A 13,695-nucleotide genomic window follows, 5' to 3' on the forward strand; every position below is an offset into this window, starting at 1 on the left:
TAAAGGGCCCGTGCCATGCAAATCATCGACAAGCTCAGTATTCTCGCCGACGCCGCCAAGTACGACGCCTCCTGCGCCAGCAGTGGCGCGCCCAAGCGCAGTTCCGAGGGCAAGAGTGGTCTGGGCTCGACCAATGGCATGGGCATTTGCCACAGTTATACGCCGGACGGGCGCTGCGTCTCGCTGCTGAAAATTCTGCTGACCAATTTCTGCCTCTACGATTGCCAATACTGCGTCAACCGCCGCTCCAGCGATGTACCTCGCGCGCGTTTCACGCCCGAGGAAGTCGTGGCGCTGACCATGGACTTCTACCGCCGTAACTGCGTCAGCGGGCTGTTTCTCAGTTCGGGGATTATCCGCTCGGCGGACTACACCATGGAGCAGCTGGTTCGAGTGGCCAAATTGCTCCGCGAAGAGCACGAGTTTCGCGGCTACATCCACCTCAAGACCATTCCCGAAGCCGATCCGGCATTGATCGCGGAGGCTGGACGTTATGCCGATCGCCTCAGCGTCAACATCGAGCTGCCGACCGATACCAGCCTGCAAATCCTCGCTCCGGAGAAAGACATCGGTTCGATCAAGCAGGCGATGCAAACCATCTACACCGGCGAGCAGACCGTACTCAACGAGCCACGAGCGCCAAAGTTCGCGCCGGCCGGACAAAGCACGCAGATGATTGTCGGCGCCGATGACACCGACGACAGCACCATCCTCCATGGCGCCCAGGCCTTGTACGGTAACTTCCGGCTGCGCCGGGTCTACTACTCGGCGTTCAGTCCGATCCCCGACAGCCCGAAAAGCGTGCCGCTGGCCGCGCCTCCGCTGATGCGCGAGCATCGCTTGTATCAGGCTGATTTTCTGTTGCGCAGCTACGGTTACAGCGCCGGCGAGTTGCTCAAGGGGCCGGGAAACCTGGCGTTGGATATCGACCCGAAACTGGCGTGGGCGCTGCAGAATCGCGAGGTATTCCCGCTGGACCTGAACAGCGCCGAACCCTCGTTGATCGCGCGCATTCCCGGGATTGGCCTGCGCACCACGGAACGCCTGGTGGAGTTGCGCCGGCAGCGGCGCATCCGTTACGAAGACGTGGCGCGCATGCGTTGTGTGCTGGCCAAGGCCAAGCCGTTCATCATCACCAGCGATTACCACCCGCAGCAGGCCGAGGTCACCAGCCAATTGCTGTATCAGCAATTGCGCGACCGGCCGATGCCGCAGCAGATGGGGTTGTGGGGATGATCAATCTCGATTGCGACGACCTGTTCGACACCTGGCGCCAGCAGGCACGCTGGCTGCTTAGCCATGAAGTCGACCCGAGTGTGGTGAGTTGGGCCAGCGAGGGCGTCAGTGATCTTTTCGCCAGTGATCATCAGGTACCCGAAGGGCAGGGGCCATTCCAGGCGCGGATCCCGCGAGCATTGCTCGATACGCTTGGGCAAGCTGCACAATATCGCGGCGACCAGCGCTGGAGTCTCTTGTACGAAGTTCTATGGCGGGTCAGCCACGGCGATCGCACGGCGATGATGGCTGGGGACAAGCTGGGCAGCGAATTACAGCGGCGGATCAAGCAAATACGCCGCGAAGCCCATCACCTGCATGCTTTTGTGCGCTTCATCGAGCGGCCGCAAGATTTGCCAGGTCCGCAATATGTGGCCTGGCATGAACCGGCCCACGACATCCTGCACAGCGCCAGCGAGCATTTCGTCGCGCGCATGGGCCGGCACCGTTGGCTGATCGCTACCCCGCGTGATGGCGTTTATTACGATGGTGAACAACTAATCCATGAGCGCCAATGCCCGGTGGAATGGCAGCAAATGGCACAGAATGTCGACGATCCGCACGGTGATCTGTGGCTGACCTACTACAGCCACATCTTCAACCCGGCACGGCTCAACCCGAAGGTGATGCAAGGTCATTTGCCGGTGCGGTTCTGGAAAAATCTGCCGGAGGGGGAGTTGATCCCCGGGTTGATCATGCAGGCGCGGATGGGCAAACAGCAGAATGGGCAGGCTAGCGGGATTGCCGGGCGTTCCGGGAAGCGGATTGCGCTTAAATAAAAGATCGCAGCCTTCGGCAGCTCCTACAGGGAAGCGTGAACACCCGATACACAAATGTCCCAAGCATACTGAGTCACTGTAGGAGCTGCCGAAGGCTCGGGCCGCGATCGGACGATCTTTTGATCTCGCTTTAAATAAAAAGCCCCCACCGGTTTCCCGGTGGGGGCTTTCGTACATCAGCAGCCGTCAGATCAAACCTTGACGATCCAGCCCGCTGGCGCTTCGATGTCGCCGGTTTGCACGCCAGTCAGCTCTTTGTAGAGCTTCTGGGTAACCGGGCCGACTTCGGTTTCGCTGTGGAACACATGCAGATGGTCGTTGTAGCTGATACCGCCGATCGGGGTGATCACCGCAGCAGTGCCGCAGGCGCCGGCTTCCTTGAAGTCAGCCAGTTTGTCGATCAGCACGTCGCCTTCAACCACTTCCAGACCCAGACGCGTTTTCGCCAGCTCGATCAGCGACAGACGGGTGATGCCCGGCAGTACCGATGGTGAGCTCGGGGTCACGAACTTGTTGTCGTGGGTGATCCCGAAGAAGTTGGCCGAGCCGACTTCTTCGATTTTGGTGTGGGTCATCGGGTCCAGGTAGATCGCGTCAGCGAAGTTGGCTTTCTTCGCTTTCGAGCCCGGCATCAGGCTGGCCGCGTAGTTGCCGCCGACCTTGGCTGCGCCGGTGCCTTGTGGGGCGGCGCGGTCGTAGCTGGAGATCTGGAAGTTGTGCGGGGTCAGGCCGCCCTTGAAGTAGGCGCCGACCGGGATGCAGAAGATCGAGAAGATGAACTCGGGCGCGGTGCGCACGCCGATGTTGTCACCCACGCCGATCACGAACGGACGCAGGTACAGCGCGCCGCCGGTGCCGTATGGCGGAATGAAACGCTCGTTGGCGCGAACCACTTCTTTGCAGGCTTCGATGAACTGCTCGGTTTCGACCATCGGCATCAGCAGACGCGCGCAGCTGCGTTGCATGCGCAGAGCGTTCTGGTCCGGGCGGAACAGGTTGATCGAACCGTCCTTGCAACGATAGGCCTTCATGCCTTCGAAGCACTGCTGACCATAGTGAAGGGCAGTCGAGCCTTCGCTGATGTGCAGCACGTTGTCAGAGGTTAAGGTGCCTTTGTCCCACTCGCCATCGCGAAAGTACGACAGATAGCGCTTGTCGGTCTTGATGTAGTCAAAACCCAGCTTGTCCCAATTGATGCTTTCGTTACCCATGACACCCTCTATCACTGAACAACCGCCGAAACGGTTCAAGGCTTCTGACGTTTTTTGGATGGGCACAACAATACTTCATTCTTGAGCGGTTTCGCAGCCCGGACTATCGGGAGATAGCAGATTTATAGCCTGCTTATGAAAATCCGCATCCACCATTAAAAGATCGCAGCCTGCGGCAGCTCCTACAAAAGCTCAGCGAACCCCTGTAGGAGCTGCCGAAGGCTGCGATCTTTTGATCTTTACAGATGCAACGCATGCCCCAACGCACGCAACGCCGCTTCCTGCACCGCTTCACCCAAGGTCGGATGCGCATGAATGGTGCCGCCGATGTCTTCCAGCCGCGCGCCCATTTCCAGGCTTTGCGCAAACGCCGTGGACAATTCCGAAACCCCGGCACCCACCGCTTGCCAGCCGACAATCAGATGATTGTCGCGACGCGCGACCACGCGCACGAAGCCGGTTTTCGATTCCAGCGTCATCGCCCGGCCATTGGCAGCGAACGGGAAACTGGAAACGATGCAGTCGAGCCCGGCAGTCTTGGCCTCGTCCGGCGTTTTGCCGACCACCACCAGTTCCGGGTCGGTGAAGCACACGGCAGCGATGGCGGTTGGATTGAATTCGCGGGTTTTGCCGCTGATCAGCTCGGCGACCATCTCGCCCTGGGCCATGGCGCGGTGGGCGAGCATCGGCTCGCCGCTCAGGTCGCCGATCGCGTAGACATTACGCATGCTGGTCTGGCAGCGGCCGTCGATCTTGATCGCCGAACCATTCATGTCCAGATTCAGCGCTTCAAGGTTCCAGCCTTGTGTATTCGGTTTGCGACCGACGGCCACCAGCACCTGATCGGTTTCCAGATTCAGGGTGTCGCCGTTTGGATCACGCACCTGCAACGTACCGTCGAAACCCTGCACGCTGTGGTTCAGATACAGTTTCACGCCCAGTTGCTTCAGCGCTTCATGCACCGGTTGCGTCAGCTCTGCGTCATAGGCCGGCAGAATGCGCTCCTGCGCCTCGACCACGCTGACTTCCGCGCCAAGCTTGCGATAGGCAATGCCCAACTCCAGACCGATATAACCACCGCCGACCACGACGAGGCGTTTCGGTACGTTTCTCGGCGCCAGCGCTTCGGTGGAGGAGATGATCGGCCCGCCAATCGGCAGGATCGGCAGATTGACGCTGGTCGAACCGGTGGCCAGCACCAGATGCTCGCACTGGATGCGCGTGTCGCCGACTTCCACGGTTTTGCCGTCGATGACTTTGGCCCAGCCGTTGATGACTTGAATCTTGTTCTTCTTCAGCAATGCGGCGACGCCAGTGGTCAGGCGATCAACAATGCCGTCCTTCCACTCGACGCTTTTGCTGATATCGAGGGTCGGCGCCGAAACGCTGATACCCAGTGCCGAATGCTGGTTGTGCTGCTGGGTCTGATGAAACTGCTCAGCCACATGGATAAGCGCTTTCGAGGGAATGCAGCCGATGTTCAAGCAAGTGCCGCCCAGCGATTGGCCTTCGACCAGAATGGTCTGAATGCCCAGTTGCCCGGCGCGAATCGCCGTCACATAACCGCCAGGACCGCCGCCGATGATCAGCAGCGTGGTGTTCAGAGATTGCATACGAGCCTTACTCCACAAACAAAGTGGCGGGTTGTTCGATCAAGCCACGAATGGCCTGGATGAAGAGCGCCGCGTCCATGCCATCGACCACGCGGTGATCGAAGGAGCTGGAGAGGTTCATCATCTTGCGGATCACTACCTGGCCTTTGACGACCATCGGGCGCTCGACGATTTTGTTGACGCCGACGATCGCCACTTCCGGCAGATTCAGCACCGGCGTACTGACGATGCCGCCCAACGCACCGAGGCTGGTCAGGGTGATGCTCGAGCCGGACAGTTCATCGCGGCTGGCCTTGCCATTGCGGGCGGCGTTGGCCAGGCGCGAGATTTCTGCAGCACTGTCCCACAGGCTGCGCGCTTCGGCGTGACGCACCACCGGCACCATCAAGCCGACATCGCTTTGCGTGGCGACCCCGACATGCACAGCGCCGAGGCGAGTGATTACCTGGGCTTCGTCGTCGTAACGGGCGTTCATCTGCGGGAAGTCGCGCAGGGCGACGACCAGTGCGCGGACGAGGAACGGCAGCAAGGTCAACTTGCCACGGCTGGCGCCGTGTTTTTCGTTCAAATGCGCGCGCAGTTCTTCAATCGCGGTGACGTCGATTTCTTCGACGTAACTGAAGTGCGCGGCACGCTGGGTGGCGTCCTGCATGCGCTGGGCGATCTTGCGGCGCATGCCGATCACTTGAATCTGTTCTTCGTCGTTGCGCTGGGCATAAGCCGCTGCCACTGGCGCTTGAGCGTTGGACTGACCTTGCGCCAGATAGGCGTCGAGGTCTTCGTGCAATACGCGACCGGCCGGGCCACTGCCACGCACGAGGCGCAATTGAATGCCCAGATCCAGCGCGTGTTTGCGCACGGCCGGAGAGGCCAGCGGACGTTCATCCGCCTCACGGGCAACCATCGGGCCCTGGCAAACGGCAGCCGAACGCGGTGCAGCGGCGGCGGGTTTGGTTTCTACGACAGCTTCGACTTTCGGTGCAGCAGGTTCCTTGGCAGCAACCGCAGCCGGCGCAGCCGATTCTTTCAGATTGCCCGCGCCTTCCACTTCAATGCTGATCAGCACGCTGCCAACCGCCATCACTTCACCCGGCTGACCGCCAAGCGCAATCACCTTGCCGTGCACCGGCGACGGAATATCGACCATCGCCTTGTCGGTCATGACATCCGCGAGTACCTGATCTTCAACCACCAGATCGCCAACCTTGACGTGCCACTGCGACAGTTCTACTTCTGCGATGCCTTCGCCAATGTCCGGCATCTTGATAACGTGCGTGCCCATTCAGACCTCCATAACCCGTTTCAAAGCCGCGCCCACACGGGACGGGCCAGGGAAATACGCCCACTCTTGCGCGTGCGGGTAGGGGGTGTCCCAACCGGTGACGCGTTCGATCGGCGCTTCCAGGTGATGGAAGCAATGCTCTTGCACCAGCGATACCAACTCGGCACCGAAACCGCAGGTGCGAGTGGCTTCGTGAACCACCACGCAGCGACCGGTTTTCTTCACCGATTTGACGATGGTTTCCAGGTCCAGCGGCCACAGGCTGCGCAGGTCGATGACTTCGGCATCGACGCCGCTTTCTTCAGCGGCCACTTGCGAGACATACACGGTGGTGCCGTAAGTCAGGACGGTGACGTCCTTGCCCGGACGGGTGATCGCGGCGACGTCCAGCGGCACGGTGTAGTAACCGTCCGGCACTTGCGCGGCAGGGTGTTTCGACCACGGGGTTACCGGGCGGTCGTGGTGGCCGTCGAACGGGCCGTTGTACAGGCGTTTTGGCTCGAGGAAGATCACCGGGTCATCGTTTTCAATGGAGGCGATCAGCAAACCTTTGGCGTCATACGGGTTGGACGGCATGACCGTGCGCAGGCCGCAGACTTGAGTGAACATCGCCTCGATGCTCTGGCTGTGGGTCTGGCCACCGTAGATGCCACCACCGCACGGCATGCGCAGGGTCATCGGTGCGGTGAACTCGCCAGCCGAGCGATAGCGCAGACGCGCCGCTTCGGAAATGATCTGGTCGGACGCCGGGTAGACGTAGTCGGCGAACTGGATCTCAGCCACCGGACGCAAACCGTAAGCGCCCATGCCGACGGCGACGCCGACGATGCCGCTTTCGGAGATCGGTGCGTCGAACACCCGCGATGAGCCGTATTTGGTCTGCAGGCCTTCGGTGCAGCGGAACACGCCGCCGAAGTAACCGACGTCCTGACCGAACACGACCACGTTATCGTCGCGCTCAAGCATCACATCCATGGCCGAGCGCAGGGCCTGGATCATGGTCATGGTGGTCGTGGTCATGGCGGTTTCCAGCTGAATATTGTTGTTGTGATCGTTCATCTCAGACCCCCAACTGCTGACGCTGGCGCTTCAAGTGCTCCGGCATCTCTTTGTAGACGTCTTCGAACATGGTCGCGGCGCTTGGAATCTGGCCACCGGCGAGGGTGCCGTACTGCTCGGCCTGTTTCTGCGCGGCAATCACTTCGGCTTCGAGTTCGGCGCTGACGGCGGCGTGCTCTTCATCGGACCAGTGGCCGATCTTGATCAGGTGCTGTTTGAGACGCGCGATCGGGTCGCCGAGCGGGAAGTGGCTCCAGTCATCGGCCGGACGATATTTGGACGGATCGTCGGAGGTCGAGTGCGGGCCGGCGCGGTAGGTGACCCATTCGATCATGGTCGGGCCGAGGTTGCGGCGGGCGCGCTCGGCAGCCCAGGCAGAAGCCGCGTAGACCGCGTAGAAGTCGTTACCATCAACACGCAGCGAGGCAATGCCGCAACCGACGCCGCGTCCGGCGAAGGTGGTGGCTTCACCGCCAGCGATGGCCTGGAAGGTCGAAATCGCCCACTGGTTGTTGACCACGTTGAGGATCACCGGCGCCCGATAGACGTGGGCGAAGGTGAGGGCGGTGTGGAAGTCCGATTCGGCGGTGGCGCCGTCGCCGATCCAGGCCGAGGCGATTTTGGTGTCGCCCTTGATCGCCGAGGCCATGCCCCAGCCCACGCCCTGAATGAACTGGGTGGCGAGGTTGCCGGAAATGGTGAAGAAGCCGAAGTCCTTCACCGAGTACATGATCGGCAGTTGACGGCCCTTGAGCGGATCGCGCTCGTTGGACAACAACTGGCAGATCAGGTCGACCAACGGCACGTCGCGCGCCATCAGAATGCTTTGCTGACGGTAGGTCGGAAAACACATGTCGTCGACGTTCAACGCCAGCGCCTGGGCGCTGCCAATGGCTTCTTCGCCAAGGCTCTGCATGTAGAACGACATTTTTTTCTGACGCTGGGCGACCACCATGCGGTTGTCGTAGATGCGCGTCTTGAGCATGGCGCGCATGCCTTTGCGCAGGATCTCGACCGGCACGTTTTCAGCCCATGGGCCGAGGGCGTTGCCCTGATCGTCGAGCACGCGAATCAGGCCTCGCGCCAAGTCGGCGGTGTCGGCAGGTTCTACGTCGATGGGAGGTTTGCGCACCGTACCGGCATCGGTCAGATGCAGGTAGGAAAAATCAGTTTTGCAGCCTGGACGGCCCGAGGGTTCAGGGACGTGCAGACGCAGCGGTTCGTACGCTTGGGTCATGGCTTCTACGCTCGATCTTGTGAATTTCTTGTAGTGAGCTGGCAGTCATTCTTCGGTAGAAGAAATCTTGTCCTACAACAATCATAGGCGCGGGCAAGAAGAATATTTCTCTCTGTTTCGTTGCGCTGGAGACGATTTGCAGATAAAAAATCTGCATAAACATAAAAAACAGGTGGTTTTGTCTCATGCGCAAACTGGACCGTACCGATATCGGCATTCTCAACAGCCTTCAGGAGAATGCGCGCATCACCAACGCCGACCTCGCACGCTCGGTAAATCTGTCGCCGACACCGTGCTTTAACCGGGTCAAGGCCATGGAAGAATTAGGCCTGATTCGCGAGCAAGTCACGCTGCTCGACGCCGATTTGCTGGGCCTGCATGTCAACGTGTTCATCCATGTCAGCCTGGAGAAGCAGGTCGAGGAGGCGCTGCAGCATTTCGAAGAGGCGATTTCTGATCGCCCTGAGGTAATGGAGTGCTACCTGATGGCCGGAGACCCGGATTACCTCATCCGGGTCCTGGTGCCGACGATTCAGTCGCTGGAACGCTTCATGATGGACTTCCTCACCAAGGTTCCCGGTGTGGCGAATATCCGATCGAGCTTTGCACTCAAACAGGTGCGCTACAAGACGGCGTTGCCGCTGCCGGTCAACGGTCTGATTCTGGGCGCCTGATTGCGGCGCCATCACTCAAGTCATACCGATAATCAAGTGCCTCCGTGTCGAGGACCTGTCCAACCTTCCAGGTTCTTTGCCAAGGTGCAGGCTCGATGTCCGGATGAAAGATCAGGGTGACATCGAGCATGTCCTGGGAGGCGTCATCGGCAAACGCGATGGCGGGTTCGGCAGGGTGCTGACGCTTCCACCGTTCCCACAGGTAATCGAGGTGGCAGTGGTGCAGAAAGAATATCGGGTCGTTCGGCGATGTGGCTGTACCCATGTTGCCGCCCACCCACGAATGCACATTGTTGTGCATCTGCTCAATAGTGTTTTCCCACCCTTCAGGTTCAGACCAGTAGGGTGTTCGCATCATGACCGACTCGATTTCTTGCGCGTCAGGCAGTGGCGAGCCGTCCGCGCCGAAGTCGCGCCTGAGTTCCGGAGCTCCTTCGTCACCATTCCAGACCCTGACGTCAAAGGCGCGACCTTTGAAAGCAAATGGCCCGAGGGTTACACGCTGGTTTGACTGGGGATCGCCATCCCTGCCCATGAAGTCATCATTGAAGGGATTGTCTGCGCCGCTCATGCTCCAGTTCCAGTAAGGCAGGGTAATGCCAGGGTCGTCAGCCACGACTTGCAGTTCCCACTCGAATTGGCGAATCAGGATCCGGTGCCAGGGAAAAAACAGCGGGTTGCGATGGGGGTTGGGGGTGATCGGATTGCCCAGCCCCATGGAGTTCTTGTGAATCTGTACAAAGTCATCGTAGCGACACTGCTCGCCGGGTCGCAGAATGCTGGGGGTATGATTCTTCAGAATCAGGATCGCCCTGATGAACGCGGCTTTCTGTGCCGCTGACATGTCACGGTGATTACGACGAATATCCATATTGCGAAAACTCCATTGAATGTTTGTTCAATGGAGTCTGCTCGCTGAGAGGATTTTCACCAGTTCATCACTATCGCCAGCGTTCGTAGGAAAAATAAGCTGGTGATGGTTCGAGTGACTGGTTCCTATAAAGAATTGAGCGGAATCTTCAGGTACACCACACCGTTGTCTTCCGCCGCCGGAAAATTCCCCGCGCGCACATTCACCTGAATCGCCGGCAGCAACAACGTCGGCATGCCGAGCCCGGCATCGCGCTGGGTGCGCATCTCGACGAACGCCGCTTCATCAATGCCGTCATGTACATGAATGTTGCTCTTACGCTGTTCACCGACGGTGGTCTGGCATTGGGCTTCGCGGCCTTCAGGCGGGTAGTCGTGGCAAACGTAGAGTTTCACGCTGGCAGGGAAGGCCAGCAGTTTGTGAATCGAGTTGAACAGTTGATGGGCATTGCCGCCGGGGAAGTCGCAGCGCGCCGTGCCGACATCCGGCATGAACAGCGTGTCACCGACCAGAATCTGCTCGCCGTCGATCAGGTAAGCCATGTCGGCCGGTGTATGCCCCGGCACATGCAGCGCCGTGGCTTTGAGGTTGCCGATGGTGAATGACTCGTTCGGCGCGAACAGGTGATCGAACTGCGAGCCATCGACACAGAATTCCGGCTCGAGATTGAACAGCGCCTTGAACACGTTCTGCACTTTGCTGATCGATTCGCCAATCGCGATTTTGCCGCCCAGTTCCCGGCGTAGATAGGGCGCGGCGGACAGGTGATCGGCGTGGGCGTGGGTTTCCAGTAGCCATTGCACTTGCAGGCTGTGTGCCCGCACAAAAGCGATGATCTTGTCGGCCTGAGCGGTGCAGGTGCGGCCGGCGGCGCCATCGTAGTCGAGCACCGGGTCGACGATTGCGCATTGTCCGCCATCGGCCTCGTAGACCACGTAGCTGTAGGTCGAGGAGGCGGGGTCAAGAAAGGCTTCAATCAACGCGGGCATGGACATGAACCTGTGCAAGGGTGGAAAAGTCAGTTGCAACACTTTATGTAAAAACATAATGTTCGCAGCTTAAGTGACGTTGAAGGCATCATGCAAATGCAATCCAGTCTGACCGAATGTGAAGTCGCCCAATTGCGCGCCTCGGCCTCCAAGGCCTGTTCGCTGCTCAAGGCCATGGCCAATGAAGATCGCCTGTTGATCCTCTGTCAACTGACGCAGGGCGAACGCAATGTCGGCGAACTGGAAAAGATGACCGGCGTGCGTCAACCGACGCTGTCCCAGCAATTGGGCATCCTGCGCGATGAGGGATTGGTCGGAACCCGTCGTGAAGGCAAGTACATCTTTTACGGCCTGGCCAGTCCTGAAGTGATTCAGGTGATGAAGACATTGTCCGGGCTCTACTGCGGCGCTGTGCTGAAAAGCCTGGGTCACCAATAAATATCCGCCCACACACAGAACCTGTAGGAGTGAGCCTGCTCGCGATAGCGGTGGGTCAGTCAATGAAGATTTCGGCTGAACTACCGCTATCGCGAGCAGGCTCACTCCTACAGTTTGTTTTGTGTGGTGGCTGAGAAATCCTTGCGTGCAGCTATAAGGAACAAGCAATGAACGATCAACACTGGGGCCCATCCATCAGTGCAGATATCGTGGTCATCGGCGGCGGCACTGCCGGTATCGCCTTCGTCGCCAGCCTGCTCAGGCGCGATCCGCACTTGAACATCACCGTCATCGAACCGAGTTCCCAGCATTACTACCAACCGGCGTGGACGCTGGTTGGTGGTGGCGCTTATGACGTGAAAGACACCGTTCGGCCGATGAGCAAAGTCATGCCGCGCCAGGCCACCTGGATTCAAGCGGCGGTTACCCAAATCGACGCGGACAACCGCCAACTCACCCTCAGCGATCAACGCAATATCAGCTATCAAAACCTGATCGTCTGCCCCGGCCTGCGTCTGGCCTGGGAGAAAATCGAAGGATTGCAGGACAGCCTCGGCCAGCACGGCGTCACCTCCAACTACAGCTATCAGCACGCGCAGTACACCTGGGATCAGGTGCAGAAACTACGCGGCGGCAAGGCACTGTTCACTCAGCCGGCAATGCCGATCAAATGCGCCGGTGCCCCGCAAAAAGCGCTGTACCTGTCCTGCGATCATTGGCTGAAAAGCGGCGTGCTGAACAATATCAATGTCGAATTCAATCTGGCGGGCGCCGCGCTGTTCGGCGTGGCCACGTTCGTGCCACCGTTGATGAAATACATCGAGAAGTACAACGCGCAACTGGCGTTCAACGCGAATCTGGTCAAGGTCGATGGTCCGGCGAAAACCGCGTGGTTTGAGGTCAAGGACGCCGACGGCAACGTCTCCCGCGAGGCGAAAACCTTCGATCTGCTGCACGTTGTGCCGCCGCAGGTCTCGCCGGACTTTATCGCGCAAAGTACATTGGCCGACGCCGCTGGCTGGTGCGAAGTCAATCCGCACAGCCTGCAGCATCCACGTTATCCCGAGGTGTTTGCACTGGGCGATATCTGTGGCACCAGCAATGCAAAAACCGCAGCGGCGGTGCGCAAGCAAGTTGTGGTGGTCGCACAGAACCTGCTGGCCCTGCGCAAGCAACAACCGTTGCCGCTTAAGTACGACGGCTACGGTTCCTGCCCGCTGACGGTGGAGAAGGGCAAAGTGATCCTCGCCGAGTTCGGTTATGCCGGTAAATTGCTGCCGACCTTTGCCCTGGACCCGACCGTGCCACGCCGTTCGGCATGGTGGTTGAAGGCAACGCTGCTGCCGTGGTTCTACTGGAACGGCATGCTCAAGGGTCGCGAATGGCTGACCAGCCTGTCCAAGGTTGATTGAGAAAACCCTATGTTGCTGGCAAGTCTGTTTGGCGTGGTGATGGGGTTGGTCCTCGGGTTGACCGGGGCCGGCGGCGGGATTCTCGCGGTGCCGGCGCTGGTGCTCGGGCTCGGCTGGACGATGACGCAAGCGGCGCCGGTGGCGTTGTTTGCCGTCGGCAGTGCGGCGGCGGTCGGCGCTATCGATGGCTTGCGTCATGGTCTGGTGCGTTACCGCGCGGCGCTGTTGATTGCCGCACTGGGCGCGGTGTTTTCGCCGCTGGGGATCTACTTCGCGCATCAGTTGCCGGAGAAGATCCTGATGATTCTGTTCAGTCTGCTGATGGTCATGGTTGCCTGGCGCATGCTGCGGCGCGAGCGTCAGCAAGCAGGGCCGAGTGATCATGGCCACGCCAGTTGGGGCCAAAAGAATTGCATGCTCGATGAAGAGACCGGACGCTTCGACTGGACGGCCAAATGCACTGCAACCCTGGCGGCATTGGGTGCGGTGACGGGCGTGGTTTCAGGATTGTTGGGCGTGGGTGGCGGCTTCTTGATCGTGCCGGCGTTCAAGCAACTGACCGACGTGCAGATGCGCGGCATCGTTGCCACGTCATTGATGGTGATCAGCCTGATTTCGGCGATAGGCGTGGTCGGCGCGTTTCATGCCGGGGTGCGGATCGACAGCCTTGGCGCGGCGTTCATTGTCGCCAGCGTTGTCGGCATGATCATCGGGCGCAAGCTTTGCGCGAGGGTGCCGGCCCGGGCGTTGCAGGTGGGGTTTGCGAGTGTATGTCTGGTGGTGGCGGGGTACATGTTGTTGCGGGCTTGAGCGCATGAAGGTCAAAAGATCGCAGCCTCGTTTCACTCGACAGCT

Annotated in this window: 13 protein-coding genes; 6 read left to right on the forward strand and 7 right to left on the reverse strand. The window is 59.6% G+C overall.

From position 1 onward, the window contains the following. Positions 1–15 precede the first annotated feature (15 nt). A complete protein-coding gene (locus ICA16_RS25600) occupies positions 16–1,236 on the forward strand; it encodes a putative DNA modification/repair radical SAM protein (protein WP_150595510.1) in 1,221 nt (406 codons plus the stop codon). After that, positions 1,233–2,054 carry a TIGR03915 family putative DNA repair protein gene (locus ICA16_RS25605; protein WP_210701909.1) on the forward strand — a complete coding sequence of 274 codons (822 nt, stop codon included), beginning with the start codon at positions 1,233–1,235 and terminating at the stop codon, positions 2,052–2,054. Before ICA16_RS25600 ends, ICA16_RS25605 begins: the two co-directional genes overlap by 4 nt. Before the next feature lie 191 nt (positions 2,055–2,245). On the opposite strand, the gene ICA16_RS25610 is transcribed toward ICA16_RS25605, so the two are convergent. The 5 genes from ICA16_RS25610 to ICA16_RS25630 form a co-directional block, all read right to left on the reverse strand. Next, complete coding sequence (locus tag ICA16_RS25610) at positions 2,246–3,265, reverse strand: branched-chain amino acid aminotransferase (protein WP_150604587.1); 1,020 nt, start codon at positions 3,263–3,265, stop codon at positions 2,246–2,248. A gap of 239 nt (positions 3,266–3,504) precedes the next feature. Continuing rightward, positions 3,505–4,878, reverse strand: coding sequence for a dihydrolipoyl dehydrogenase (gene lpdA, locus ICA16_RS25615; protein WP_210701910.1), 1,374 nt, complete (start codon positions 4,876–4,878; stop codon positions 3,505–3,507). Positions 4,879–4,885: 7 nt separating this feature from the next. After that, complete coding sequence (locus ICA16_RS25620) at positions 4,886–6,160, reverse strand: dihydrolipoamide acetyltransferase family protein (RefSeq protein WP_210555113.1); 1,275 nt, start codon at positions 6,158–6,160, stop codon at positions 4,886–4,888. After that, on the reverse strand, positions 6,161–7,219 hold the full coding sequence (locus ICA16_RS25625; protein WP_042559684.1) for an alpha-ketoacid dehydrogenase subunit beta: 1,059 nt from the start codon (positions 7,217–7,219) through the stop codon (positions 6,161–6,163). A gap of 1 nt (position 7,220) precedes the next feature. Continuing rightward, on the reverse strand, positions 7,221–8,456 hold the full coding sequence (locus tag ICA16_RS25630) for a 3-methyl-2-oxobutanoate dehydrogenase (2-methylpropanoyl-transferring) subunit alpha (RefSeq protein ID WP_150604590.1): 1,236 nt from the start codon (positions 8,454–8,456) through the stop codon (positions 7,221–7,223). Between the two features lie 185 nt (positions 8,457–8,641). Here ICA16_RS25630 and bkdR point away from each other — a divergent pair, with 185 nt between their 5' ends. Further along, positions 8,642–9,130 (forward strand): Bkd operon transcriptional regulator BkdR, encoded by a 489-nt coding sequence (gene bkdR, locus ICA16_RS25635; RefSeq protein ID WP_103305884.1) that lies wholly within the window; start codon positions 8,642–8,644, stop codon positions 9,128–9,130. Here bkdR and ICA16_RS25640 read toward each other — a convergent pair. Further along, a complete protein-coding gene (locus ICA16_RS25640; RefSeq protein WP_210701911.1) occupies positions 9,105–10,001 on the reverse strand; it encodes a tyrosinase family protein in 897 nt (298 codons plus the stop codon). The genes bkdR and ICA16_RS25640 overlap by 26 nt on opposite strands. A gap of 125 nt (positions 10,002–10,126) precedes the next feature. Beyond that, positions 10,127–10,990 carry an MBL fold metallo-hydrolase gene (locus ICA16_RS25645; protein ID WP_210701912.1) on the reverse strand — a complete coding sequence of 288 codons (864 nt, stop codon included), beginning with the start codon at positions 10,988–10,990 and terminating at the stop codon, positions 10,127–10,129. Between the two features lie 96 nt (positions 10,991–11,086). Here ICA16_RS25645 and ICA16_RS25650 point away from each other — a divergent pair, with 96 nt between their 5' ends. From ICA16_RS25650 to ICA16_RS25660, 3 genes are all read left to right on the forward strand, one after another. Continuing rightward, a complete protein-coding gene (locus ICA16_RS25650) occupies positions 11,087–11,428 on the forward strand; it encodes an ArsR/SmtB family transcription factor (protein ID WP_150595589.1) in 342 nt (113 codons plus the stop codon). Positions 11,429–11,595: 167 nt separating this feature from the next. Then, complete coding sequence (locus tag ICA16_RS25655; protein WP_210701913.1) at positions 11,596–12,840, forward strand: NAD(P)/FAD-dependent oxidoreductase; 1,245 nt, start codon at positions 11,596–11,598, stop codon at positions 12,838–12,840. Positions 12,841–12,849: 9 nt separating this feature from the next. Beyond that, positions 12,850–13,650: a sulfite exporter TauE/SafE family protein gene (locus tag ICA16_RS25660; protein ID WP_210701914.1), complete on the forward strand. Its 801-nt coding sequence runs from the start codon at positions 12,850–12,852 to the stop codon at positions 13,648–13,650. Positions 13,651–13,695 lie beyond the last annotated feature (45 nt).

This window comes from Pseudomonas anatoliensis, from assembly GCF_017976235.1.
Lineage (GTDB): Bacteria > Pseudomonadota > Gammaproteobacteria > Pseudomonadales > Pseudomonadaceae > Aquipseudomonas > Aquipseudomonas anatoliensis.